Origin of the sequence: Paenibacillus sp. cl6col, assembly GCF_900102125.1 — a bacterium.
Classification (GTDB): Bacteria; Bacillota; Bacilli; order Paenibacillales; family Paenibacillaceae; genus Paenibacillus_B; species Paenibacillus_B suaedae.
This window is the reverse complement of record NZ_FNAZ01000002.1, coordinates 293000-317394: the sequence shown is the minus strand read 5'-3', so window position 1 is coordinate 317394 and position 24395 is coordinate 293000. Positions and strand designations below refer to the sequence as shown.

At 47.5% G+C, this 24395-nt stretch carries 28 protein-coding genes; 1 reads left to right on the top strand and 27 read right to left on the bottom strand.

Annotated features, from left to right (window positions below; genetic code table 11):
* Positions 1 to 25: 25 nt before the first annotated feature.
* The 18 genes from trpA to mtrB form a co-directional block, all read right to left on the bottom strand.
* Positions 26 to 853, bottom strand: coding sequence for a tryptophan synthase subunit alpha (trpA, locus tag BLS15_RS05600; RefSeq protein WP_090510394.1), 828 nt, complete (start codon positions 851 to 853; stop codon positions 26 to 28).
* Complete coding sequence (gene trpB / locus BLS15_RS05595; protein ID WP_090510389.1) at positions 850 to 2079, bottom strand: tryptophan synthase subunit beta; 1230 nt, start codon at positions 2077 to 2079, stop codon at positions 850 to 852. Before trpB ends, trpA begins: the two co-directional genes overlap by 4 nt.
* Positions 2066 to 2827, bottom strand: coding sequence for a phosphoribosylanthranilate isomerase (locus tag BLS15_RS05590; protein WP_090510384.1), 762 nt, complete (start codon positions 2825 to 2827; stop codon positions 2066 to 2068). Before BLS15_RS05590 ends, trpB begins: the two co-directional genes overlap by 14 nt.
* 22 nt (positions 2828 to 2849) lie before the next feature.
* Complete coding sequence (gene trpC, locus BLS15_RS05585; RefSeq protein WP_090510381.1) at positions 2850 to 3659, bottom strand: indole-3-glycerol phosphate synthase TrpC; 810 nt, start codon at positions 3657 to 3659, stop codon at positions 2850 to 2852.
* A complete protein-coding gene (trpD, locus tag BLS15_RS05580) occupies positions 3649 to 4704 on the bottom strand; it encodes an anthranilate phosphoribosyltransferase (protein ID WP_065290853.1) in 1056 nt (351 codons plus the stop codon). Before trpD ends, trpC begins: the two co-directional genes overlap by 11 nt.
* Positions 4701 to 6392 (bottom strand): anthranilate synthase component I, encoded by a 1692-nt coding sequence (trpE, locus tag BLS15_RS05575; protein ID WP_090510377.1) that lies wholly within the window; start codon positions 6390 to 6392, stop codon positions 4701 to 4703. Before trpE ends, trpD begins: the two co-directional genes overlap by 4 nt.
* 499 nt (positions 6393 to 6891) lie before the next feature.
* The gene (gene aroH, locus BLS15_RS05570; protein WP_021254683.1) at positions 6892 to 7260 is read right to left on the bottom strand and encodes a chorismate mutase; all 369 of its coding nucleotides are present in this window, start codon (positions 7258 to 7260) and stop codon (positions 6892 to 6894) included.
* A gap of 2 nt (positions 7261 to 7262) precedes the next feature.
* A complete protein-coding gene (aroB, locus tag BLS15_RS05565; protein WP_065290851.1) occupies positions 7263 to 8384 on the bottom strand; it encodes a 3-dehydroquinate synthase in 1122 nt (373 codons plus the stop codon).
* 14 nt (positions 8385 to 8398) lie between these two features.
* On the bottom strand, positions 8399 to 9568 hold the full coding sequence (aroC, locus tag BLS15_RS05560; RefSeq protein WP_090510372.1) for a chorismate synthase: 1170 nt from the start codon (positions 9566 to 9568) through the stop codon (positions 8399 to 8401).
* Positions 9569 to 9809: 241 nt separating this feature from the next.
* Entirely contained in the window at positions 9810 to 10634 is an 825-nt protein-coding gene (locus BLS15_RS05555) for a CheR family methyltransferase (protein WP_302621941.1), read from the bottom strand.
* A gap of 265 nt (positions 10635 to 10899) precedes the next feature.
* On the bottom strand, positions 10900 to 11343 hold the full coding sequence (ndk, locus tag BLS15_RS05550) for a nucleoside-diphosphate kinase (RefSeq protein WP_021254687.1): 444 nt from the start codon (positions 11341 to 11343) through the stop codon (positions 10900 to 10902).
* A gap of 94 nt (positions 11344 to 11437) precedes the next feature.
* The gene (gene hepT, locus BLS15_RS05545; protein ID WP_021254688.1) at positions 11438 to 12412 is read right to left on the bottom strand and encodes a heptaprenyl diphosphate synthase component II; all 975 of its coding nucleotides are present in this window, start codon (positions 12410 to 12412) and stop codon (positions 11438 to 11440) included.
* Between the two features lie 127 nt (positions 12413 to 12539).
* Positions 12540 to 13184, bottom strand: a complete 645-nt coding sequence (locus BLS15_RS05540; protein WP_090510368.1) for a UbiX family flavin prenyltransferase — start codon at positions 13182 to 13184, stop codon at positions 12540 to 12542.
* Complete coding sequence (locus tag BLS15_RS05535; protein WP_090510364.1) at positions 13184 to 14053, bottom strand: UbiA-like polyprenyltransferase; 870 nt, start codon at positions 14051 to 14053, stop codon at positions 13184 to 13186. The genes BLS15_RS05540 and BLS15_RS05535 overlap by 1 nt, the downstream gene beginning before the upstream one ends.
* Positions 14046 to 14783, bottom strand: coding sequence for a demethylmenaquinone methyltransferase (locus BLS15_RS05530; protein ID WP_021254691.1), 738 nt, complete (start codon positions 14781 to 14783; stop codon positions 14046 to 14048). The genes BLS15_RS05535 and BLS15_RS05530 overlap by 8 nt, the downstream gene beginning before the upstream one ends.
* Positions 14784 to 14853: 70 nt before the next feature.
* Positions 14854 to 15687 carry a heptaprenyl diphosphate synthase component 1 gene (locus tag BLS15_RS05525; RefSeq protein WP_090510361.1) on the bottom strand — a complete coding sequence of 278 codons (834 nt, stop codon included), beginning with the start codon at positions 15685 to 15687 and terminating at the stop codon, positions 14854 to 14856.
* 129 nt (positions 15688 to 15816) lie between these two features.
* Entirely contained in the window at positions 15817 to 16371 is a 555-nt protein-coding gene (locus BLS15_RS05520; protein ID WP_065290847.1) for a hypothetical protein, read from the bottom strand.
* A 151-nt stretch (positions 16372 to 16522) separates the two neighbouring features.
* The gene (gene mtrB, locus BLS15_RS05515; protein ID WP_021254694.1) at positions 16523 to 16747 is read right to left on the bottom strand and encodes a trp RNA-binding attenuation protein MtrB; all 225 of its coding nucleotides are present in this window, start codon (positions 16745 to 16747) and stop codon (positions 16523 to 16525) included.
* Between the two features lie 113 nt (positions 16748 to 16860).
* On the opposite strand from mtrB, the gene BLS15_RS28880 reads away from it, so the two are divergent.
* Entirely contained in the window at positions 16861 to 17034 is a 174-nt protein-coding gene (locus tag BLS15_RS28880) for a hypothetical protein (protein ID WP_155987316.1), read from the top strand.
* A gap of 82 nt (positions 17035 to 17116) precedes the next feature.
* Here the strand turns inward: BLS15_RS28880 and BLS15_RS05510 are convergent, their stop codons facing one another.
* The 9 genes from BLS15_RS05510 to BLS15_RS05470 all read right to left on the bottom strand — a co-directional run bounded on the left by BLS15_RS05510 (position 17117) and on the right by BLS15_RS05470 (position 24292).
* Positions 17117 to 17389 (bottom strand): HU family DNA-binding protein, encoded by a 273-nt coding sequence (locus BLS15_RS05510; protein WP_021254695.1) that lies wholly within the window; start codon positions 17387 to 17389, stop codon positions 17117 to 17119.
* A gap of 204 nt (positions 17390 to 17593) precedes the next feature.
* On the bottom strand, positions 17594 to 19228 hold the full coding sequence (locus BLS15_RS05505; protein ID WP_254777288.1) for a sugar ABC transporter ATP-binding protein: 1635 nt from the start codon (positions 19226 to 19228) through the stop codon (positions 17594 to 17596).
* 220 nt (positions 19229 to 19448) lie between these two features.
* Positions 19449 to 20927, bottom strand: a complete 1479-nt coding sequence (gene spoIVA / locus BLS15_RS05500; RefSeq protein ID WP_021252893.1) for a stage IV sporulation protein A — start codon at positions 20925 to 20927, stop codon at positions 19449 to 19451.
* 485 nt (positions 20928 to 21412) lie between these two features.
* Complete coding sequence (locus tag BLS15_RS05495) at positions 21413 to 22147, bottom strand: DUF3939 domain-containing protein (protein WP_028533099.1); 735 nt, start codon at positions 22145 to 22147, stop codon at positions 21413 to 21415.
* 69 nt (positions 22148 to 22216) lie between these two features.
* On the bottom strand, positions 22217 to 22573 hold the full coding sequence (locus BLS15_RS05490; protein WP_065290846.1) for a 2Fe-2S iron-sulfur cluster-binding protein: 357 nt from the start codon (positions 22571 to 22573) through the stop codon (positions 22217 to 22219).
* A gap of 71 nt (positions 22574 to 22644) precedes the next feature.
* The gene (locus BLS15_RS05485; RefSeq protein WP_090510357.1) at positions 22645 to 23247 is read right to left on the bottom strand and encodes a nucleotidyltransferase family protein; all 603 of its coding nucleotides are present in this window, start codon (positions 23245 to 23247) and stop codon (positions 22645 to 22647) included.
* 71 nt (positions 23248 to 23318) lie between these two features.
* Positions 23319 to 23618: a 2Fe-2S iron-sulfur cluster-binding protein gene (locus tag BLS15_RS05480; RefSeq protein WP_021252897.1), complete on the bottom strand. Its 300-nt coding sequence runs from the start codon at positions 23616 to 23618 to the stop codon at positions 23319 to 23321.
* Between the two features lie 69 nt (positions 23619 to 23687).
* Positions 23688 to 23867, bottom strand: a complete 180-nt coding sequence (locus BLS15_RS05475) for a DUF2768 family protein (RefSeq protein WP_065290844.1) — start codon at positions 23865 to 23867, stop codon at positions 23688 to 23690.
* Between the two features lie 152 nt (positions 23868 to 24019).
* On the bottom strand, positions 24020 to 24292 hold the full coding sequence (locus BLS15_RS05470) for a stage VI sporulation protein F (protein WP_021252899.1): 273 nt from the start codon (positions 24290 to 24292) through the stop codon (positions 24020 to 24022).
* Between the last annotated feature and the right edge of the window lie 103 nt (positions 24293 to 24395).

The window sequence follows — 24395 nt, the reverse complement described above, 5'->3', positions numbered from 1 at the left end:
ATCTACATAGATCATTGCAAAAAAATTAATGTTTTAATTGTCGCACAAAATCACAAATTTGCAAGATCCCTTCTTCAGATGAATCAGGATGCTCCAGAAGCGGCAGAGCTTCTTCAATGCGCCTTACAATGGCACTACCTACAATCACACCGTCGCAGCGTTTCGCAAAATGCTTCACATGCTCTGCTGTAGAAATGCCGAATCCGATCGCAATAGGAAGCTCTGTACTGCGTCGCACCAGTTCAATAAACGCATCTACTTGTGAGTCGAAAGTGTCTCTTACACCCGTAACGCCAAGCGAGGATACACAATAGATAAAGCCTCTTCCTTCTGCCACAATGGAGCTAACCCGAGATTCCGAAGTCGGCGCAACGAGTGGAATGAGATGAATGCCCATTCGGTCAGCAGCTTCACGGACTTCATGACTCTCTTCATAGGGCAGATCAGGAATGATTATGCCGCTAATTCCGGCATCCCTAGCCTGGTGTAAGAAGCTGTCCAGTCCAAATTGCAGCACTGGATTATAATAAGTAAACAATACATAAGGAATTTGTGCACCTTGTTTCCTAGCCTGAGCAGCAATGCGCAGTCCATCAGCGATCGATACATGATTGCGCAACGCGCGTGCCGATGCTCGCTCAATAACCGGACCGTCAGCCAGCGGATCGGAATACGGTATGCCAAGTTCAATAATGTCTGCGCCGGCTTGCTCCATCTGCAGAAGAAGCCGAAGAGTGATTTCACAGGTTGGATCACCTAGCGTTATAAATGGCATCAATGCGGACTTGCCCTGTGCTTGTAAAGTACGGAATGCATCATCCAGTAAATTGCGGCTCGCTAGTGTCTGACTCATAGCAGTTCCTCCCCCAATCTCTCCATAATGGTGGCAACGTCTTTGTCCCCACGGCCTGACAAGCAAATCACAATTAGATCATCCTTATTCATGCCAGGTGCTGATTTGATCGCCTGCGCAATCGCGTGTGACGATTCCAATGCGGGTATAATGCCTTCTGTACGGGTAAGAAGCTGCAGCGCATCCATGGCTTCATCATCTGTAATAGGCACATACGATGCTCGTTCCGAATATTTCAAATAGGCATGTTCTGGCCCTACTCCCGGATAATCCAATCCAGCGGAGATAGAATGTGCCGGCTGAACTTGACCAAACTGATCTTGAAGCAGATAGCTCATCGATCCTTGGAAAACCCCTGGTGTCCCAAGTGTCATCGTAGCCGCATGATAAGGGGTATCAATTCCTTTGCCTGCTGCCTCAACCCCAAGAAGTTGAACCGACTCATCCTGCAAAAACGGATAGAACATCCCCATGGAGTTGCTCCCTCCGCCAACAGCAGCGATCAGCAGATTCGGCAAACGCCCTTCCAGTTCAAGGATTTGCTTACGTGTCTCATCTCCGATAATTCGCTGGAAATCCCGCACAATCATCGGATACGGATGCGGCCCCACTACGGAACCAAGAATGTAGAACGTGTCCTGCACATTGCTAACCCAGTAGCGCAGCGTTTCATTCCCTGCATCCTTCAACGTTCTTGTACCTGACATCACAGGCACAACCTCTGCACCGAGCAGCTTCATACGGAACACATTCAGGCTTTGACGCTTCATGTCCTCTTCACCCATAAATACTTTGCACTCCATGCCCAGCAGCGCTGCGACTGTTGCAGTGGCAACACCATGCTGTCCCGCCCCTGTTTCAGCAATCACCTTCGTCTTGCCCATACGCTTGGCTAACAAGGCTTGACCGATGGTGTTGTTGATTTTATGGGCACCGGTGTGGTTCAAATCCTCACGCTTCAAATAAATCTTGGCTCCGCCCAGATTCGCAGTAAGCCGCTCTGCATAATAGAGCGAAGTAGGTCGCCCTGAGTATTGAGTCAGCAGCTTGATCAATTCTGCTTGAAATTCTGGATCCTTCACATGTGTACGATAAGCCTCTTCCAGTTCCAGAAGCGCACTCATCAATGTCTCGGGCACAAAACGGCCTCCAAATGGTCCGAATCTGCCTTTTTCGTCCGGTAGAACCGTTGTCGCTGCTGTTGCTGTCGCACTACTCTTTTCCATGCTCATTTCCCCTCACCCTTTCGATAAACTCCTCAACCTTGGATATATCTTTTACTCCATTTGTTTCAACACCACTCGATACATCAACGCCATCTATATCGTACTCTCTCACAACTAGACCGACATTATCAGGAGACAATCCGCCAGCGATATAGAGAGGAAGCCTTAATGAAGCCAATTGGTCTGCATAAGATGGGATTACCGTCCAGTCGAACACTTTGCCAGAACCACCGCCCTGAATCGGACAATGTGTATCTAACAGGACAACATCTGCATATTGGACATCCAACTCATATGCCGCCGCAGCTGCTGCTATAGACTGGCGAGGTTGGTGCTCGTCAGCACGAATGATAGGAACCGTCTTCCATATTTGAACATCATAATGATCCTTCATCCATTTCAACAATGCCGTATCGCCCTTCCCATGGAGCTGAACACTTGTTAGCGGCACTTCATCCAGCACTTGCTTCAGCTCTTCACGAGTTGGATTCGCGAACACACCTACAAGGTCTGGAAGTGCGTCTCCTTCCTCTCTCAGCTTCAACAGCCACTGCTTAACGCAAGACGGCTGCACCTGTCTTCGACTCGGTGCGAAGACAAATCCGATATAATCTGGTATCAGCTTGACAACTCGACGCGTCATCTCGAAATCCGTTAGGCCGCATATTTTCACTTTCGTTGCACGATCAGCACATGAACGTACACTCGCTGTAGTTGACGATTGTTCCCTTGATGCTTCGACTTCCATCTTCTTCACTCCTTACGTCTGTTTACGAAGCAGTGTTCGAATTTAGAAGACCGCTCATCAAGTGCTCTACTGCATCCTTTACATTGTCTTGTCTCATGAAATGTTCCCCTACCAGCACCGCATCGACATGCAGCTCATCCATGCGACGGAGATGCTCCGGAAGATGGATACCGCTCTCGCTGACTAAGATACAACCTGACGGAGCCAAATCGCGAATACGATGGGTCTGCTCGATATCGGTCTCGAATGTATACAAGTTACGATTGTTGATGCCGACTAACTTGATTCCTTCAATTCTGCCTACACGCTCCATTTCAACTTCATCATGGACTTCCACGAGAACGTCCATGCCAAGTTGTCTAGCTGTTCCGTGCAGATGCTGCAATTGGTCGTCACTCAAGATCGCTGCAATCAGCAATATTGCATCCGCACCTATTAATCTTGCTTCAAGCACTTGAAGCTCATCGATAATAAATTCCTTCCGCAAAATCGGAAGTTCTGTCAGCGCACGCACCTGCTGCAGAATGTCATTGCCGCCTTGAAAATATGCGCGATCTGTAAGTACGGACAATGCATCAGCACCTGCCGCCTCATATCCAGCTGCAATCTCAGCGGGATTGAAATGCTCGCGAATCAGCCCTTTGGATGGCGATGCCTTCTTTACTTCAGCAATCAAGGCAACCGAACGGTTCTTATTTACAGTAAGTGCCCCAATGAAGGAGCGGCAAGGTGAAAGCGCTGCCGCCTCTAGAATTGCCTCATTCCGATTCATCACTCGTCTAAGCGCTTGTATCTCTTCTTCCTTCGTTCGTACAATCCGTTCAAGAAACATGACTTAGCCCTCCTGTTGCTGCGATCCATTGCTCCAGCTTCTGATTCGCCAGCCCATTATCGATTGCATCAGCTGCAATCCGCACGCCTTCTGCAATGGAGCTCGATTGTCCCGCAACGTAAATACATGCGCCCGCATTTGCAAGAACAATATCGCGATGTGCGCCTTGCTCTCCGCGAAGCAGACCTCTTATAATTTGCGCGTTCGTTGCGGCGTCTCCACCCAGCACACTAGTCAACGGCTGCGTGTGTAGACCAAGTGTTTCCGGTGTAATGGTATATGTGAATACTTCTCCATTTTTCAGTTCACTAACTTGTGTTGGTGCCGACAGACTGATCTCATCCAATCCATCTTCGCTCGCAACAACGAGCGCACGCTTCAACCCTAATTCACGTAATACAGATGCGATAGTACCCGTCTTGGTGCGATCATAGATCCCAAGGACTTGTCGATCAGCTCCCGCTGGATTCGTCAACGGGCCGAGCATGTTGAATACGGTGCGTATCCCTAGTTCCTTGCGTGGTGCAGCCGCATGTTTCATTGCAGGATGATAGACTTGCGCGAACATAAAGCAGATGCCGATTCGTTCCAAGCACTGTGCAGCTTCCTCGCTCGTCAGCTGAATATTTACACCCAGCGCCTCCAGTACATCCGCACTCCCCGAGCGACTGGAAGCCGATCGGTTGCCATGCTTCGCAACCCGCACGGATGCGGATGAGGCGATGATGGCAGCAACTGTGGAGACATTCAACTTATGAATGCCCGATCCGCCTGTTCCACATGTATCAAGCAGGCGCTCATGCGAAGTGACCACTTGATGGGCGCGGCTGCGCATCGCTTCAGCAAAGCCCGCAATCTCATCAACTGTCTCCCCCTTCAAACGCAGACCTGCAAGCAGTGCTCCAATCTGAGCCGAAGTCGCATGGCCATCCATAACATCTGCCATTACATCCCTCGCTTCTGAGCGGCTTAAGTGATGCCCTGACAGCACTTGAGCAAGCGCCTCCTTCATGAGTGCACTTCCGATTACAAGTTGGCTCGTCATCCTAAATTCCTCCCTTCGGCGACGGGAATCGAAGCAGCCCGTTCTTCCGTTCCGATATAATAGTCCCAGTTCGCCGGCATCATCGAAGTATAGGATGCCGCGTATCCAACCGCACTTCCCTCAGCTGCGTTCGTTAGCTTGCTCTCATTGACACTGTCCTCTTGCCCTTCAGCGTCACCTTCGCGGCTGAACATCTCTTCTGTCATCCGAATCGCCAGCAGCAGTGCTTTCGCCTTGTTAATCGTTTCTTCGTATTCCATCTCCGGAACCGAATCCCATACAACACCAGCACCTGCCTGTACGTAAGCATGACCTCCTCGGAAAATAATTGTACGTATCGTAATACAGGAATCCATATTCCCATTGAATCCTAAATATCCGATAGCACCCCCATATATCCCACGTGACTCTTCTTCCAACTCTGCAATAATCTCCATTGCACGAAGCTTCGGCGCTCCGGACAATGTACCAGCTGGCAAGCAGGAGAGGAAGGCATCGAAGAAATCCTTGTTCTTGCGAAGCTTGCCAGAAACGTTAGATACAATATGCATGACATGGGAATAACGCTCAACATTCATGTACGTATCACAACGGACGCTGCCGAACTCGCATACGCGGCCGAGATCATTCCGCCCGAGATCAACAAGCATCACATGCTCGGCTCGCTCCTTCTCATCCTGCATCAGATCTACTTCCAGTGCTGCATCAACTTCAGCTGTGGCGCCACGTGGTCTTGTTCCTGCAATCGGCCGCGTCTCTACCCGCTCGTCTTTAATACGCACAAGCATCTCTGGAGAAGTGCCGACAATCATGTCGTCCTCTGTCTTGAGTACATACATATACGGGGAAGGATTCGTCATTCTCAGCACCCGGTACACATCAAGCGGGTCTGCTTGTGTCTGCCGTTCGAAGCGCTGTGACAGCACCACTTGAAAGATATCTCCTGACCGAATATATTCCTTGGCTCGATCCACCTTCGCAACGAATGATTCCTTCGTCTCCGAGGATCGAACCCCCTGCAGTACCTCTTCAGCCGCAGATGCTGCCGTTGCTTGCTGTACCGGTCGGGTATTGCTCACTAGAGGTGCTGTCAGCTTCATTTGCAGGCTGCGCAGTTTCTTTCTCGCTTGCTCGTAGCGATGCCGTATCACATCTACCGAACTTCCTGGTTCCACATGAATGTTCACAATAAACTGCATTTGCTGCTTCATATGATCGAAGGCAACAAGCTGATCGCAGAACATAAATCGGATGTCGTCCATTTGCAGCGTGTCGTACTTATGACGCGGCAGGCGTTCATACTGCTGAACCAAATCGTAGCCGAAGCAGCCAATTGCCCCTCCTGTCATTGGAGGAAGTCCATCTAGCGCAGGGCTTCTATATTTATGCATCAAGTGCTTCATCATCTCGATTGGGCGCTCTCGCACCTCGGTGATATGGCCATGCTCTATCTTCCGCAATCGTCCACTCTTCCCTTGAAGGAGCAAGAACGGATCCGTTCCGATAAAGGAATAGCGGGCCCATTGGACGCCACCCTCCACACTCTCCAACAAAAAAGCATATGGTTCATTGCGCAATCTTTGAAATAATCGAATTGGGGTTTCGGTATCAGCCATCATCGTCTCGGCAACAGGTATGACATTATACTGCCGGGCGAGATGGATTACTTCGTCCAATTGGGGATACATCGCTTTCCACTCCTTTCAACTTCGTTATGCAGCCGTTAAGACGATTACATACCGCGTGATGAACGAGAGCGTCTACCAACCATTTCTTATTCACTTGTTTACGCTTGTTGCAGTGCCTTATCGGAATCAGGCGAATCACAATGAAAGGCACTACTGAAAAATAACGTGTACGAATAAAAAAGCCTCTGCGCAAGGCAGAGGCTTGTTGGTATACGATGAAATTGTGGATGAGTAATTCAATTCATGAGGATATGGATCGCCTTATATAAGGCCTCCTATTGTGCCGCTGCAATAAATCAATGTACAGCAAATACAATAGGCGCTAGCCTATATAGACATGATGTCCATATTCTATCTCGTCTCAGCTCAACTCATCTCAATCTCAAACTCAACTCTGCTCAACTATGCTGATATCAATATAACCGGAAATGTCGGCTTCGTCAATCCAGCAAAATAAATTTCAGACATAAACGATCTTCAGACTGGGTTTCCCACATCTCTATTTACTAGACAAATCAGGTCTCAGAGCTATCGCCTCATTCAAGTAGACATGGCGAATCTCGTGCTGCTCCTTGTCCGTGTTGATCGTTACCATTAGGCGGATGCACAATGGCAGACTGCCCTTCACTGGAATTTCAATGGCACACATGAGTGGCACTAGATCCCAGCCTTCCATGGCACGTATCGCACGTGCTGGAAAAGTAGCATTCAAATCCTCTGTCATCGTGATCCAAATATTTGCGATCTGTTCAGGTTGAACCGTATTTTGGGCAACTATCTCCTGGAGCAGCTTCGTAGTCGCATGCAGAATCTCTTCTGCATCGTTGCGGGTTACCGTAGTCGCTCCGCGAATTCCTCTTGCATACATGGTCACGCCTTCTCTCCTTTCAACTCCTCGATGATATCTCGTACTAGGCTGACCGGTACATCCTTGCGAATTTCTACATGACCGATTGCAGTAGGCACAATAAATACGGTGTGCCCTTCCTTAAATTTCTTGTCATGCATCATGGCTTGAATAATATCATCCGAATTCATATGCTGTGGCACTGCCACCGGCAGGCCGTATTTCTTCAATATCGCTTCTGTTCGAACAGCAATCTGCTTATCTTCACCCAACCGCTCTGCAAGACGCGCAGAACCAACCATTCCAATTGAGATGGCTTCGCCATGCAGCAATTCTCCGTAGCCGGCAACTGCCTCTAGAGCATGGCCAATCGTATGTCCCAAATTCAATATCGCTCTTAGATCATGCTCACGTTCATCCTGAGAGACGACCTGCGCTTTAATCGCGCAGCCCTTAAGCAGTCCATACGTGAGTGCTTCCTCATCCTTAGCAAGCAAGCGTTCAGCTTGTGCTTCGCACCATGCTGTGAACTCTTCATCCCAGATAAGGCCATGCTTAATCATTTCAGCCAGTCCTGCGCGGACTTCCCGATCAGGAAGCGTAAGCAAGGTAGCTGTATCGTACAGCACCATTTCTGGTTGATGGAAAGCCCCGATAATATTCTTGGCGAACGGATGGTTAACCGCAACCTTGCCGCCGACACTGCTGTCATGAGCCAATATCGTCGTAGGCACCTGAATGAAGCGAATTCCTCGCATGTAAGTTGCCGCCACATAACCTGCCAAATCCCCGACTACGCCACCGCCGAGGGCGACGATGGAAGAATGGCGATCACAGCCCGCATCAAGTGCTGCAGTGATGCACTGTTCGTACACCTGCAGCGACTTGGAGGATTCACCAGCTGCTACTACAAAGGAAGAAACCTGATAGCCAGCCTCACGCAGTGCTGCTTCCGTGCGCTCTAAATATAGCGGAGCCACATGATCATCCGTGATGATCACAATTGGACTGCGAGTGGGGATGCTGCGCATTTGAAATGCCTCACCGATTCGACCGAGAAGACCACTGCCAATCCAAATTGGATAAGAGCGTTCTCCTAGTTCAACAGTAAGCTCTGCTGCATCTAAAGTGAGATTCTTGCTCATGACGTTCCCCCCTTTTAATATCGGGACACTTGTTCCAAATAGTGCTCATAGTTGGCGCGAATTTCTTCCATCGAATCGCCGCCGAACTTCTCCAGGAACGCCTTCGCAACTTCCCAAGCGACTACATGCTCCATGACAACACTCGCAGCCGGCACTGCACACGCATCTGAGCGTTCCACTTGTGCAGTGAACGGCTCCTTCGTATCGATATCAACACTGCGCAATGGCTTATAAAGGGTCGGAATAGGTTTCATAACCCCACGCACGACGATTGGCATTCCGTTCGTCATACCGCCTTCGAAACCGCCAAGTCGGTTGCTAGCTCGTGTATATCCCGATTCCTCGCTATATAGAATTTCATCATGAACTTGTGATCCGCGCAGTTGACCTGCCTCGAAGCCAATACCGATCTCAACACCTTTGAAAGCATTGATCGACATCACTGCTTGCGCAATGCGTCCATCCATCTTGCGATCATATTGCACATGGCTGCCTAGTCCAACCGGCAGCCCCTCCACGATGCACTCGACAATACCGCCGATCGAGTCGCCTTCGCCTTTGATTTGATCGATGTACGCTTCCATCTTCTTCTCCGTATCGGTATCGACCACACGAACAGAAGAAGCCTCCGTACGTTCAATAATCTCGTCAACTGACAAATTGTGAGCAGGAGCTTCGATTTCACCAATGCGAATAACTTGTCCTGCAATCTTGACGCCGAATGCTGCAAGGAACTGGCGCGCTACTGCACCCACAGCTACGCGAGCAGCTGTCTCCCTAGCGCTTGAACGCTCCAATACATTGCGCAGATCCTTCAATTGATATTTCAAGCCTCCGTTCAGATCCGCATGACCTGGACGCGGGCGATGAACACGACGCTTCTCTTCATCTGTCCCTTCAATCGGCTCCACATTCATAATATTCGTCCAATGCTTCCAATCGTTGTTCTCCACTACAATAGCAATTGGAGCACCTGTCGTACGTCCATGACGCACACCGCCGACGATCGTTGCTGTATCTTTCTCAATTTGCATACGTCTGCCGCGGCCATACCCCTTCTGGCGGCGATGAAGTTGGAAATTGAGTTGCTCGAAATCAATAACCATGTTGCTAGGCATCCCTTCAACAATGGCAGTTAGCTGCGGTCCGTGTGTTTCTCCTGCAGTCAAATAACGTAGACTCACAAGTTGCTCCCCCTTTAACTGTGATGCTGTAAATGGCTAAAACCCTTAACTTTTTTCTCATTATAGTATAGGAGGCAACGTTTGACAAGAAAACAAAACGCGCCCTTGCCGCTTTGTTTCAAGCATTAGGGCGCATCTTTCGTTATCGACGTGTAGTCTGTCTATGTTCAATTTAGCCATTCGATGGTATGTAATTCCAGTATGACTGAAATAGTCGAATACAGTCTTTAAGTTCAAGCAGCTATAATTTCCGATAGAAGAACGTCTCCATCGTTTCAAGCTGATACTGCTGTGGATTGAATATTTGCTCAGTGCTTCCGACGAACAATACCCCACCCGGCTTAAGCGCATTGGCAAACTTTCGATACAACTCATGCTTCGCTTCTTCCGTAAAGTAAATCATCACATTACGGCAAATAATCAAATCATGCTGAGTAGCAAAAGTATCGGTTAATAAGTTCTGCTTGCGGAATCGAATCGATTTCTTCAAGCGATCAATGATATGAAAACTGTTCGACTGCTGCATAAAGTACTTTGACTTGAATGATGGGGGAACGTCTTTCAAAGAGCGCTCAATATAGGAAGCTTGCTGTGCTCTTGCAAGTGCATTCTCGTCAATATCCGTAGCAGAGAGTTCTGTCCGATCAAGCAAGCCCATATCATCGAGAATCATCGCTAGTGTGTAAGGCTCCTCACCCGTCGAGCAAGCGGCACTCCAGCACTTCAGCTGGCGCGTTCGCTGCGACAGCTCTGGAAGCACACGAGTGCGCAGGGTATCCCAACGCAGCGGATTACGCCAAAATTCAGATACATTGATCGTCATACGATCCAGCATTTCATCAAATAACGAAGAATTAGCACTCATCGCCTTGGCATAGGAGGCAAATGTCGAGTAGCCATTCTTCATTCGTAACGTAGACAAGCGTCTACGCATCTGGGTCTCCTTATACTGTGATAAATCGATGCCTGTAGTTGATCGGAAATATTGGACAAAATCCGCATAATCTTGATCATCTCCATGATCCACGGCTGCCCCTTGGCCGAATCCGTTAGCAGCAGGGAAAATGGTGGCTGCATCCCATAAGGTCGTCTTGCGCTCTGACAATTGTGCTCACACCTTCTAAGTTCGTATATATGCTGCAACTGAGTTCCTGATCGACAACAAGCATAGTCCAAGATCGCTCAGCAACACCGCAACATAAAAAAACACGGTCGAATATTACTATTCGCCGCGTTCTTTCATAGTCCTGCCCTATGTAAGCTCTTACATCAGAAATCAAAAAAATAATTATTATGTTTCTGCGTGTGTGAGCCGCGCTCATGGCTGCCGATTAAATCCATGGCTCCAATGCCCGCTCGTAACGAAATGAATCCACTTCTGAGAATAAGTTTGCGATTTCACGTTCAGCACTCTCTGGTGAATCCGAACCGTGAACCACATTGAAGTTCGTATGACTTGCATAATCTCCGCGTATCGTCCCTGGTGCAGCTTCAGTCACTTTCGTCTTGCCGATCATCAAGCGTGACAAGCTGATAACATCGTCACCTTCCCATATCATAGCGAATACTGGACCAGAGGTAATAAAGTCGACCAGTTCGCCAAAGAAAGGCTTTTGTGCATGTTCTGCATAATGATGTTCAGCTTGTTCACGCGAGACTTGCATCAATTTTCCAGCTACAAGTTTAAAGCCCTTCCGCTCAAAGCGACCTACTATATCTCCTATGAGGCCTCTTTGTACTCCGTCAGGTTTGACCATGATGAATGTGCGTTCCATACGATCACTCCTACTCAAATGTGAAGTCGTCCAACACACGCATTATACCAGATTTTTCTTCAAATGGCACTCGATTTTTTCACCATAGTTCAAATCAATGATTGCGATTTGCAATAAAGTAAGCAATATCGCGCAGGTTGCGGCGAGCACGGATGTTAGGCAGATGCTCTAATACCGCAAGCGCCTTCTCGATATACCGATTTGCTATCTCTTCAGCCCGCTTAATACCATCACTTTGGCGAATCATATCGAGCGCAGCAGATACATCTGTATCTCCATTTCGCTCACGGATACGTTCAATTTCACGAAGAAGAGACTCGCGAAGCTTCGTGTCCTGCAGCGCAAATATTACTGGAAGCGTCAAATTCCCTTGACGAATATCATTCCCTGGCGGCTTGCCTATTTGCTCTTCAGTACCGGTTAAGTCAAGCACATCATCTCGAATTTGAAATGCCATGCCCACATTGTAGCCAAAGCGATACAGCGCATAGCCAATCTTCGGCTCTGCATGTGCGGCAATTGCCCCCAACTGACAGCTAATCGCAATCAGCAACGCTGTCTTTCGACGGATCCGAAGCATATATTGACGGATCGTCTGCTTTGTATTGAAGAAGTCACGAATTTGCTCCATTTCACCGATGCACATTTCAACCATTGCTTTGGAAAATATGCGATGAATCTCTGGCTGCTTCAATTCTGTAGCTACAACCAGCGCTTGGCCATACATATAATCGCCGGCATACATAGCAACGCGATTATCCCATTTGGCCTTAACGGTCAGTTGCCCTCTCCGAGTTTCAGCGTCATCAATGACATCATCATGCACGAGTGAGGCCATATGAATTAATTCCAGGGGAACAGCAACGCGCTTCAACTGTTCTATATCGTATGTACCGAATTTCCCTGCAAGCAGAACGAATACCGGACGTATTCGCTTCCCGCCCGCCTTCAGCAGATGCAGCGACGCTTCCGTAAGGAGCTCGTGATCGGAGCGGATGTTCCGCTCCAATTCACGTTCAATATACGCTACATCTTGTTTCATTGTCGCATAAATGTCCCACAGTTTCATGCCTTCACCTAACCAACTGTATTTTCCGACCCAAGTTCCAAGTGAACCTCAAGATCAATAAGTCCCAACTCAAATGCAATTTAAAAATACAGACACGAAAAGATAAAAGATCGGCCACACATTTGTGTTATCCATTCGGCCGATCCGAATCTTCGGCAGTCTGTACTTCCGAATTCCCCCACCTTGTAAACAACTGGTGATCGATATCCATGCAGTCCAACACCTTGCCGACAAGGAAATTAATGATGTCATCCAGAGTCTGCGGATGATAATAAAATGCAGGCATCGCCGGCACAATACGTACACCCATATTCGCAAGCTTCAGCATATTCTCCAAATGAATCGCATGCATCGGCGTCTCGCGCGGAACGATTAGAAGCGGACGGCCTTCCTTCATCATAACGTCAGCAGCTCGGCCCATCAAATTATCGGAAGCGCCGTGTGCAATCGATGATAAGGTTCCCATGGAGCACGGCATGATCACCATGCCGTGCACCCGAAATGAACCGCTTGCTATGCTTGCCCCAATATCCTGGTTCGGATGATACGTAACCCGATCCGCCAAATCGCCGAATGCCAGCTCAATCGCTTGCTGACGCTTCGTAACATTCCATCCGAGTTCTTCCTTTAGTACGCGCCATCCAGCATCTGATACGATGAGATGAACCTCATAATCGGCTTCCAACAGACATTGAATCAATCGGACACCGTATATAGCACCACTTGCCCCTGTAATACCAACTACATAATGCGTGCGAGATGCAGCACTCATTACTTCATCACCACCATGTCAATAAGCGTGAAGCAAAATACAACGATGCTGAGCACACCGTTCATCGTGAAGAAGGCTGTGTTCAGCTTGCTCAAATCGTACGGCTTCACAAGCATATGCTCATAAATAAGCAGAGCACTTGCAATAACCGTACCTATGATATACCACCAGCTTAATTGAGTTAAAAATAATAGCAGTATAAATCCAAACGCTGTAGCGATATGGAAACCTCTTGCAATCCAGAGTGACTTCGCAATTCCGAAACGTACCGGAATCGACTTCAAGCCTTCCTTCTTATCGAACTCATAATCCTGGCATGCATAAATAATATCGAACCCGGTAGTCCAAAACGCAACGGTTAAATAAAAGGTGAGAGCTGCCCAATCGATTCCATTCGTTACAGCCACCCATCCTCCGAGCGGTGCCAATGCAATCGTAAGTCCCAGCACAACGTGGCATAGCCATGTGAAGCGCTTGGTAAACGAATAAAATACTAACATAAAGACGGCAACCGGAAGCAAGTATACAGATAATGGCTCCAGATGAGCCGCTGCCCAAAATAAAAGACCGAACGACACGGCCGTAAATAACAGTACTTCTCCTGCCTTCAGCAATCCTGCGGGTATTGCTCGATTTGCAGTTCTTGGGTTCTTCGCGTCGATGGCAGCGTCAATTAACCGATTGAGCGCCATTGCCGCGCTTCGAGCTCCGAACATCGCCATGAGGATCCATCCCCATTCAGGGAGCGTTGGGAAGCGTTGATGAACAACCATTCCTCCCAGCAGTGCGCCCATAAACGCAAATGGAAGAGCAAATATCGTATGCTCGAACTTAATCATTTCTAAGAAGATACGTACTTTTTTAAGCATGACCATTCCCCTTCGTCCCGATGTGAAGAGCGGCAATGCCACCGAAGAACGAATACGCTTGTACGCGATCAAGTCCATTAACTCTAAACATCTGTTCTAGCTCCTTCCGGCCCGGGAACGTAACAAGCGACTCTGGAAGCCACTTATACTGCTCATACCGCTTCGCAATCAGCTTGCCAAGCAATGGCAGCACATGGCGGAAGTAGAAATAATAAATGCCCTTGAACGGCTGCCATGTTGGCTTGCTCAGTTCAAGACATACAACTTGTCCACCCGGCTTGACCACTCTGCGCATTTCACGAATGACTTGCTCAAAATCCGGAACATTGCGCAAACCAAAACCAATCGTCACATAGTCAAAGCTGTTGTCGGGGAATGGAAGCTCCATTGCATTTCCTTCAACAAGCTCAATTTGGCTGTGCAGGCCTGTTTGATCCACCTTCTTCTGACCTACCGCCAGCATATTCGAACTGAAGTCCAGCCCTGTAATCTTGCCTGTGCCGCTCGCTTGCGCCAACTGAATCGTCCAGTCACAAGTTCCACAGCACAGATCAAGCGCTGTCTCCCCCTGCTTCATGTCCATCTTGCGCATCGTGAAGTTGCGCCAAGCCTTGTGACGTCTGAAGCTCAGTATATCATTCATAATATCGTACTTCGGAGCTATGCTCTGAAATACTTCTTGAACATAATGTTCTTTGGTCTTGCCAGTCTTAGGCGAATGTGTCTCCACGATCTGTCACCTATTCCTTTCTTCGCCGAACGTATCGTCGATCTATTGGAGGTTGAACGCTCACTATCATTTACAGACGAGGTAAGGCAAGAAATGTGTCAAGACGTTGTCTGGTGCTCTCATCAAGCGGCAATGTCACCGCTAGCGTATGCAATTTATCCCGTGATGCACGAACTTGATAAGCCAGCTGCTCCCTCACCTCATACTTGGACATGAGCGCATTCCAGAGCATCTCGTCAACCAATTTCTGCTTCAATTTTCTTCGTTCCTCATCCGTGCCTTGCTGCCATACATGCCAGTAAGACCAGCTGCCTTCGAATCGTTCGAAATGATCCGCTCGCTCTTGTTCTCTTTCTAGTACTTCGAGCTCTGTCAACGAATCAAGCAGTTCCTCCCATGTGGAGATGTCTTCTTGATTCATCTGAGCGTTGAAGGACTGGAACAACGACTTCTTCAGCGTAACGCTCGCCCGTAAATATTCCTCTGCGGTCATTGTCCAATGCTTCATCTTGTCCACCATCGTCATCTTCAGACGATTAATATCGCATACGGATTGGCTCAAAGCCCTTACCGTATCAATCTGACCTTGCTGCGCAAGCAGGTTATAGAAGCGACTGCTGAAATAGTCTCCAGCCAATACTTTCAGCTGCCTTGAACGCAAGTTGCGGTCGTTATGCTGCACCGCTGCCAGTTCAATCGTATCATGCGTGTCTAATCCAACCTGCACGAGCGATGTAACTAGCGCAAATAATTCACTATGTTCCGCTATTGGCTTACTGCGGTTTAAAAAGGCGAACATCAGTTCCACTCTTGCGTTTGGAAACGCAGGCAGTTCCGTGTGCGCCTGGATCATGTCATGTTCAACATACCGCTTAGCCAATTGCGAGATATGATAACCATTCATCTGCTGCCTCCGACTGTACCGGTTAGTCATCCTTACGGATGTCGCAATCTAAATCATTATAGCATATGTTTAAAGTGATAGGACAACATTTCTTCGTTCTCCTATTTCTTATGACCAAGACCCTTACTCTCATCTGACTGCCGGAAACTGACGCTCCCAATGCGGTGTATAAATAATCCGCCATGCTTCTTCAAGCTCCTTCGGCATTGTTCCTTTCGATTTCTGGAGAAGCTTCAAGCTTTCCACATCTACTTGAGAACGCTGCGCATCCATACCAAGCAATACATATCTCTTTTTAGCCATGTCATCCTGTATAACGACACGGAGCTGCAGACGTTCGACATTGCTTGTTTGTATGAAGGCGAAGCGAAGAAGCTCATGGATATCATGATAAATAATTTCTGGATGGACAATCGTTGCAGCCACTTTTACATCAATCACCAGTTTATCTGACTCCCAAGTAACCCGACTAAACTTCAACTGAAGTGGAAGCTCTGATAAATAATCCACGATCTCCTCGGAACTGAGCTTGACCATACGTGGTGAAGGGGTAAATACAGCTACATCTTTATTGGCGTCCGGCATCCGCTCACCCAGTGAATACAATAGCCCTAATCCTAGCGGAAGCATAATCGTAACGCAAAGCACGATGACCAGAGTTCTATAGCGATGCATATTCTTCATTCTGAACCTTGCACCTCCACATATTGTAGATCAAGTCAACACTCCAGATAACAGACAGTGTCGACGTTCCAGAGTATGTCCATACCTCATGTCTATAATGAAAAAAAGCAGGCTATGCCTGCTTCCCTCATGAAAACAAAAAATTTCATTCCTATTCGTCTGTATCGGTATGAATTACACCGTGTTTTGTCATAACAACTGCTTTGCCGCGAATTTTAATTGCGGACGTATGATCCGTGAACTGGGCGACAAGCACTTCATTCTTGTCCAGCTTCTCCGTATGATGAAACTTCGTATCTGTTCCGCGTGTCAGACCGATCACCTGAACTCCCTGATCTTTGGCCTTTATTACGATAAAGTCATTTTGTGTTTCCAACTGCTTGACCTCCTTGCATATGTATTGGCTTCCTTGCAGCGTCAACCATGTGAATCACCATTCTTCGGGCATACTACTAGTGTAGCACGTTTCATCTAAAAGGAGCTAATGCGATGCACCCAGCACATTTACAATCTAACCAGCTACAGCTGCTTCAGCAGTGGGAAGAGCAATTAAGTCAAGTAAGTGGTCAGCGTATTGTACTGGTCGCCTACAGCGGCAGTGCACAGAGCTCTAGAGCAGCTAAGAGTAATCTAGAGCATCCTACTCCACAACTTCCCCTCTGAAAAGGAGCAGAAGCCGCGACATTCATGTCGCGGCTTCTACCTCACTTGCGTTCCCCTATTAGACAAAAGTATGTAAGTTCACTTATTTGATGCCATCTTTAAGTGCTTTGCCTGGTTTGAACGCAGGGATTTTGCTTGCAGGAATTTCAATCTCCTCGCCCGTTTGCGGGTTACGGCCTTTGCGTGCGGAACGTTCGCGCACTTCAAAGTTACCGAAGCCTACCAATTGGACTTTGTCGCCGTTCTGAAGTGCAGTCGAAATCGCTTCGAATACAGCATCAACTACTTTCGTCACATCTTTCTTCGACAATTCCGTAGCCTCTGCTACTTCAGTTACCAATTCAGATTTATTCATTCTGTTCACCTCCTGATTCAAGTATGCATCGTTATCCATTTTCTTTACTGTTTCTCTAGAATTTATACCTTATCATCAGCAAAACAGTTCAATACGATATCCAATCTGCTGCCAAATGGGTTCACAGAACAAATTTATAGTAATATACCGTTGTTACAAATGCAAGTAGGGACTGAAGAACAACGATAAGCTTATGTGTTTCCCCTACTGTTTATCTGATATTCCCTTCACTCTATCTTCAACATCTCGCAGCCTGCCACCAGCTGAAGCATAGAACAATAACTGCTCTTCCGAAGCCTCTCCTCGCTCAAATAGCCGCACCATTTCCCCGTCATACATAACAACAATGCGGTCGCCAACCATTGACGCTTCATACATGTCGCTAGTGAAGTAAATGATTCCTCTTCCTTCCTCTGACAATTGTCCAATGATGCGGAAAATCTCATTTTTCGCACCGACATCGATCCCATTCATAGGTTCATCTAAGACAAATACATGCGCATCAGTGCCAAGCCATTTCCCTATGGCAACCTTCTGCTGGTTGCCTCCACTTAAATGTCTCACTTTCTGCTTCACAGAAGCGGTCTTGATATTAAGCTGCTCGATCACGCGCTCTGCTGACAGCCGTTCTCGCGTGGTTGATACGAAACCCGCTGTGCAGTATTTTGGCAATGTAGAGATACATAAATTGCTCTGTAACGACTCATCCATAAATAAGCTATATTTGCGTCGCTCCTCGGGAACAAGCACGATGCCCGCACGAATCGCATCACGAATAGAACGCGGCTGAAGCACTTCTCCATTCAACGTTATCTCTCCACCATCGCACAGCTCCGCCCCTCCAAGAATCCGAGCCAGCTTCGTCTTCCCTGCTCCTATCAGCCCCACAAATACAAGAATTTCCCCGCGTCTCAATTCGAAGTTTACATTTTTGAGCTTCTGTCCGCAAGAGATTCCCTTCACAGTAAGCAGAACCTCTTCACGAACAGAGGAATGTACACCGGGTTCTTCTTCTATGGTTTTATCCAGCATATATTGAATTGCTTCCTTGGGGCAAATATCAGAGATTAGCGAACTGTGAACCAATTCACCGTCACGCAAGATAGAGATACGATCACAATGATGAAACACTTCAGCCAGGCGATGAGTAATAAATAGAACGATAACTCCTTGATCTCGAAGTGTATGCATAATCGTAAATAACCGCTCTGACTCCTCAAAGCTAAGGGATGCAGTTGGTTCGTCAAATATGACAATCTTCGCTTCATTCAATAATATTCGCGATATAAGCACCATCTGCTTCTCCGCTAATGTGCACTCCTCCATACGCAGCGAAGGCGAGATCGACAGGCCGATAGCATCCATGATGCTCTCAGCCCTCTTCTTCAGATGTGCAGGGCGAATCCAGCAAGAACTTCTCCCCATGCTAAAGTCATCCATCATAATATTCTCTGCTACTGTAAGCTTGGGAACAAGTGCCACATCTACCTCTTGATATACACAATGAATTCCCTGTTTCTTCGCATCAGCAGGTGAATGAATTGATAATTGCTCGCTTCCTAACTGGATGACTCCGACATCGGATCGGCATGCACCTGACAATATATTCATCAACGTACTCTTCCCCGCTCCATTAGAGCCAACAAGAGCGTGAATTTCTCCGCTAGATGCAGTAAAGTTGACTTGCTTCAGAACAGATAGCCCGTTATACGATTTTGTAATTCCAAGCATGTACAAATTTGAATCCGCTTCAAATTGACAATCGCCTGCCGCTTCCGTATCGGAGACATGCGCGGAACGTAAGTTTGATACTCCTTGCGTTTTCCATACGCTGCTCATCTCTATCCCGCCTCTTAACTTTACTGATCCATTCGATTTTTGCATGACGAATAAATCCCACTTTTTACCGTTAACGGCATTATTCTTAAATATACCCGCTTCCTTCGAGTCTGTAAATTGATTTAGCAATAAAAGATCGATGAATTTTTACAGGAACATACAAAAAGCCTAAGTGGCTAATCCAATCTGGAATAGCGACTTAGGCTTCCTTGCAATCCGATTACAATATGATGGCGATTAATCCACCTGAGCCTTCGTTGATGATCCGGCCCAATGTCTCTTGAAGCTTGTAGCGAGCGTTGTCTGGCATCATGGCGATTTTGCCTTGTATGCCTTCGCGAACGATGGAATGCAGGGATCTACCGAAAATATCAGATTCCCAAATCTTCGTTGGATCGTTTTCAAAGTCCTGCATCAAGTAGCGCATCAGCTCTTCGCTCTGCTTCTCCGTTCCGATAATCGGAGCGAATTCCGATTCAACATCGACGCGAATCATATGAATGGAAGGAGCCGTTGCTTTGAGCCGTACCCCGAAGCGTGAGCCTTGTCTAATCAGCTCAGGCTCATCGAGAGCCATTTCGTTCAAGGTAGGCGCTGCAATGCCATAGCCAGTTGTCTTCACCATTTCAAGCGCATCCGCGAATCGGTCATATTCCCGCTTCGCATGTGCGAATTCCTGCATCAACTGAAGCAAGTGATCCTTGCCTCGTATTTCTACCCCGACCACTTCCATCAGAATTTGGTCGTACAATTCGTCCGGCGCGTACAAATCAATCTCAGCAACACCTTGACCCATGTCCATGCCGCTCAAACCAGCTCGGGCAATAAAGTCATACTCCATAAATTGCTGCACAACACGATCAACATCCCGCAGGCGTCTAATATCTTTGACTGTATCCCGTACCGACGACTCATAGCTGGAGCGCAGCCAATGAGTATCGTTCAGAACCATAACCCAGCTCGGAAGATTCACGTTGACTTCATGTACTGGGAATTCATACAGAACTTCACGAAGAACGCCCATTACATCTTCTTCGCCCATCGTCGCTGCACTGAGCGCCATTACTGGGATGTCATATTTAATCTGCAGCTCATTGCGGAGTGCAATCGTCTCATCACTGCGAGGCTTCGTCGAGTTAATAATCAGTACGAATGGCTTGCCAACTTCCTTTAACTCTTGAATGACGCGCTCCTCGGATTCGATATACGAGCTTCGAGGAATCTCAGCAATCGTACCATCAGTCGTCACAACAACGCCCAATGTGGAGTGCTCTTGAATGACTTTGCGTGTCCCGATTTCGGCCGCTTCCTGGAATGGAATCGGCTCCTCGAACCACGGCGTATTAATCATGCGCGGGCCATTCTCATCCTCGTAGCCTTTGGCTCCGGTTACCGCATAGCCAACACAATCCACTAGACGAACGTTAACATCCAAGCCTTCCGCTACTTTAATTTGAACTGCATTATTCGGAACGAATTTGGGTTCGGTCGTCATAATGGTCTTACCTGCTGCGCTTTGCGGCAATTCGTCAACTGCGCGAATGCGGTCGGATTCATTCGTGATATTAGGCAATACGACCGTTTCCATAAATCGTTTGATGAACGTCGATTTCCCTGTGCGGACCGCACCGACGACCCCGAGGTAAATATCCCCGCCGGTACGCTCGGCTATGTCCTTAAAAATGTCCACTTTCTCCAATTGATATCCCCTCCTCAAATTTTTCCGACGGACTACGAGACAACGTTCGCCTCTCGCCCTTCAGAAACGATTGGCACCGTTGCTAGGATTGAGCTGTTGCCGTTGTCGCCAGTGTTCGCCGCCGAGATTTCACGTCGTACAAGGGCATTTCGACGCAACTCGTACATGCTTTTGGACTAGTAACATCTTATTTGCTAGATGGCATAAATATGCCCCTCACACAAAACATTTTTCGTAAATGATTCAGTTCTAGTAGATAGTGATGCTCATCCGTGAGTGACCCCCCACTTGGGCACGAACGCAAAAGGTCGTATCAACAAACGCCTTCCAAATCAGATATATGAAGTTAGAAATGAAGTATGACATTATCTTGCATATCGATGAGTAAATCGTCTTTTCTATTTCTGTACCAACCTGTCATCCATGTTCGCATGCAAAAAAGACCAGTCGAACATATCGACCGGCCTTCCTTTCATTCCATTTGTCTATTTGGAAGTCTCTTCTTGAGGTACAGGCGCACCGTTGCTCCATTTGTACGCGACTGACTTCACTGGCACAAAGAAGGAGGCATCCGCAAGCATGGGCCTCAGATCCTTCTCTTGACCTGTAGGCTGCTTCCCAGAGCTTTCCACAAGCTGCATAATATCCTGCGCATAATCTGCGTATACCCTTCCTTGCTCATCCATCATGAACGACAGTACACTTCGGCTGAACGGACTTCGAACTTCTACAGGCTGTATGCCTATCAGCTTCTCATCAATTCGATAGAATCCAGGATATACTTCCTCCTGCTTCGGCAACGCACCCTTAGCCCGTATATGCGCATCAACAGCACGAGCAAGATCATTGACCCGCTGTGAAGTAAGTAAATCCATCACCTTCACTTTCGGAATCGTCTCTTCATCAATAATCAGATACACACCCGAGCCACCTGATTCAAATGCACTCCCGGGAATTGCGCTAAGCAGATCTTTTCGCTTGAGCAATTCAAAGTTCACACGAAACTTCTCATATCGTGGAACACTCTCATCGCTGCTTACTAGCGGAAGCAGACCTGTATCCTTCTGATACTGATCCACAGCATTTTGGACAAGAAGTACGCCCTCACGAACCGATTGTTGGCTTTCCTTGCGCATCTCCTTCGGATATAAGCATCCTTGAAGTGTCATGCTCATGATAACGAATAGCACGATACAACAGATTTGTCTCCCCGACCTCAACTACTTCTCCTCCTCAGTCACAATCACAATTCCACACTTGAAGATAGAGCTGTTCATTCTATTCTGGCATTACCACAAGCTGTCATCTTCCTGTTCCGCTAGCTTGCGGCGAATAATGGCTTTCAGAGGATCTTCTGGGACTTCCACCGTAACCGTACCTGGATTCCCTGTCAGCAGTGTCTGGCACGATAAACGAAGCCCAGTTGCTGAATGGATACCTAGCTTGCTGCTCTCTGCTAACGTGGGCTCTCCAATTAGTCCTTCTTTATCCGCTGATACCTGTACTTTACACATCAAGCAGCCCGCCTTCCCGCTGCATCTTGTGCGTATCGGAACACCTGCGCGTTGCGCGGCATCCAATAACGACATCGAGCGCTTAGCCCCCCATACCTTGCCAGAAGGCTCGAACCGCACGTTTGTCCCCATACTAGCCAGCCCCTTTCCTCAACGTTGGTAGGGCTACATGCGACTCCACCTTTATTTACAAATCATTTACATTAGACTAATAAAAAAGACATCATATTCGGACACCTTTCATTCACGATGGACTGTATATACGCAGGTTCCGAGCAATTTGCCAATACCGTATTCATAGCAGCAATATGCTGCTCAGGAGCAGCATTGATTACCTGTGCGATCGAAGCTGTACGATCTTCCCGCTGACGCAATATATTGAAGACCAATTCATGAGCTAGCGGCATTAACGCGATGCGAAATCTGTCAATATTATAGATGATGCGATGATTCCATAAGGCATCACGAATGATTGTGTTGTATTGGCATTGCGGTGTAGTCACAATGAATTGACCAACCAATTCAATGGGAACTCCGCATATTTGATAATGACTTAATAAGGAATGATAAGTACTCGTTGCATTCCATTCGGGCGCATCGGTTGCATATGGATTCCATTGCTCCTGTAGCTGCTTTGCATCGGGCTCATCCGCATAGATATCCACATCACGAGGCTCCCGGCCAAGAGGTACTCCTTGTAGAACTAATCCACAGCTCCCACCTAGCATCCAGTGCTTCATATCGTTGTTCGCTGATGCTACTAATTGTTCAATTGTACCCATTATTGGTTCGGATAATGATATCATGCCATTTGCTCCATTCACATTTGAATCCATGCTGCATTATTCAGGCTGCCAGTCACCAGTCAGGCCTTTGATCAAAAATACGGCTTGTGAACTGCACGAATGAAGCCATCCGCTTCTGCAACGACCTGACAAGAGAGCCGATAACCCTGCTCGAATTCTTCTTCCTCCATACGGTTCCACTCTGCATCCGTCACTTCGGATACATATTCTCGTCCTTCTTCGATTAAGCAGCGACATCTCGCACATGTTCCGCGCGTGCAAGCATAATTCCAATCTACTCCAGATTCCTTTGCGGCATCCAGCAGAGTAGTACCTACAGGTACAGATATACTCGCTTGCTTCGTCTTGCCTATGAATAGGATGTCCACCATTCTCAATCACACTCCTTCGACCGTCTTATCGTCAATGACGATATGTATTGAGTAAAGTGTTAATTACGCCTACAAGATGGAGAAAAATCCATATACCATACCTGCAAGCAGCATAATGAACGCAATAAGCGAAAGAATACCTCGTACCCAGCCTCTCGTCTTACTTCTGGCAAAAGCAATGAGCAGTGCAGAAAAGGCCATTAGGCCTATTCCTATAAAGGATACCCACATTTTTGTCATACTGTCCATTTTCCCGATTCTCCCATTCGTTCAAACTGCTCTCATTATACCATTCGATGAATTAGAAGAGAAACGTTTTGCACGAACATGCACAAAAAAACGACACGATCAGCTACTCGCTGTCGTGTCGTCTTCTTTTTACACCAAATCGATTGTGCCTGCTACTTCTTCATCAACTTCATCAATGCTTCCAGGTTGTTTGCGTTAACTCCGCTCTTCTTCACGGTGCTGACAATGTCATTTATTGTCGACTCTGAGACAGGGAGTTTGGCCATTGAAGCAACTTGCTTAATCAGCTGCCGCAACTGCGCCTCATTCTGCATCGTCGAAGGCTTCACCGTACCTGCAAGCTTCTTGATTTGATTCTCCGTTATGTTTTTGCCAGACTTCTTATTGATTGCATTCAATGCATCCTTCGGAAATTTATTCGACATATCGCCCCTCCTCGGGTCTGTACTCTATACAGTGTATGTCGACGAATAAATGAAGGTGATAAGGATACTAGCCAATAATAGAGTCCGTGCAAGCCCATCAATA

What these genes read in the sequence shown, in the direction of transcription:
- BLS15_RS28880 (WP_155987316.1), top strand. Translation starts at nt 16,861, where the DNA reads ATGCACCCAGCACATTTACAATCTAACCAGCTACAGCTGCTTCAGCAG.
- trpE (WP_090510377.1), bottom strand. Translation starts at nt 6,392, where the DNA reads ATGTATCCCCAATTGGACGAAGTAATCCATCTCGCCCGGCAGTATAAT.
- trpD (WP_065290853.1), bottom strand. Translation starts at nt 4,704, where the DNA reads ATGACGAGCCAACTTGTAATCGGAAGTGCACTCATGAAGGAGGCGCTT.
- BLS15_RS05490 (WP_065290846.1), bottom strand. Translation starts at nt 22,573, where the DNA reads ATGGGGACAAACGTGCGGTTCGAGCCTTCTGGCAAGGTATGGGGGGCT.
- aroB (WP_065290851.1), bottom strand. Translation starts at nt 8,384, where the DNA reads ATGAGCAAGAATCTCACTTTAGATGCAGCAGAGCTTACTGTTGAACTA.
- BLS15_RS05470 (WP_021252899.1), bottom strand. Translation starts at nt 24,292, where the DNA reads ATGTCGAATAAATTTCCGAAGGATGCATTGAATGCAATCAATAAGAAG.
- BLS15_RS05535 (WP_090510364.1), bottom strand. Translation starts at nt 14,053, where the DNA reads ATGCTTAAAAAAGTACGTATCTTCTTAGAAATGATTAAGTTCGAGCAT.
- BLS15_RS05540 (WP_090510368.1), bottom strand. Translation starts at nt 13,184, where the DNA reads ATGAGTGCTGCATCTCGCACGCATTATGTAGTTGGTATTACAGGGGCA.
- BLS15_RS05480 (WP_021252897.1), bottom strand. Translation starts at nt 23,618, where the DNA reads ATGGTGGACATCCTATTCATAGGCAAGACGAAGCAAGCGAGTATATCT.
- BLS15_RS05485 (WP_090510357.1), bottom strand. Translation starts at nt 23,247, where the DNA reads ATGATATCATTATCCGAACCAATAATGGGTACAATTGAACAATTAGTA.
- BLS15_RS05590 (WP_090510384.1), bottom strand. Translation starts at nt 2,827, where the DNA reads ATGGAAGTCGAAGCATCAAGGGAACAATCGTCAACTACAGCGAGTGTA.
- aroH (WP_021254683.1), bottom strand. Translation starts at nt 7,260, where the DNA reads ATGTATGCAAGAGGAATTCGCGGAGCGACTACGGTAACCCGCAACGAT.
- trpB (WP_090510389.1), bottom strand. Translation starts at nt 2,079, where the DNA reads ATGGAAAAGAGTAGTGCGACAGCAACAGCAGCGACAACGGTTCTACCG.
- trpA (WP_090510394.1), bottom strand. Translation starts at nt 853, where the DNA reads ATGAGTCAGACACTAGCGAGCCGCAATTTACTGGATGATGCATTCCGT.
- trpC (WP_090510381.1), bottom strand. Translation starts at nt 3,659, where the DNA reads ATGTTTCTTGAACGGATTGTACGAACGAAGGAAGAAGAGATACAAGCG.
- BLS15_RS05510 (WP_021254695.1), bottom strand. Translation starts at nt 17,389, where the DNA reads ATGAATAAATCTGAATTGGTAACTGAAGTAGCAGAGGCTACGGAATTG.
- BLS15_RS05475 (WP_065290844.1), bottom strand. Translation starts at nt 23,867, where the DNA reads ATGGACAGTATGACAAAAATGTGGGTATCCTTTATAGGAATAGGCCTA.
- BLS15_RS05520 (WP_065290847.1), bottom strand. Translation starts at nt 16,371, where the DNA reads ATGAAGAATATGCATCGCTATAGAACTCTGGTCATCGTGCTTTGCGTT.
- BLS15_RS05505 (WP_254777288.1), bottom strand. Translation starts at nt 19,228, where the DNA reads ATGAGCAGCGTATGGAAAACGCAAGGAGTATCAAACTTACGTTCCGCG.
- hepT (WP_021254688.1), bottom strand. Translation starts at nt 12,412, where the DNA reads ATGAAACTGTGGGACATTTATGCGACAATGAAACAAGATGTAGCGTAT.
- ndk (WP_021254687.1), bottom strand. Translation starts at nt 11,343, where the DNA reads ATGGAACGCACATTCATCATGGTCAAACCTGACGGAGTACAAAGAGGC.
- BLS15_RS05525 (WP_090510361.1), bottom strand. Translation starts at nt 15,687, where the DNA reads ATGAATGGTTATCATATCTCGCAATTGGCTAAGCGGTATGTTGAACAT.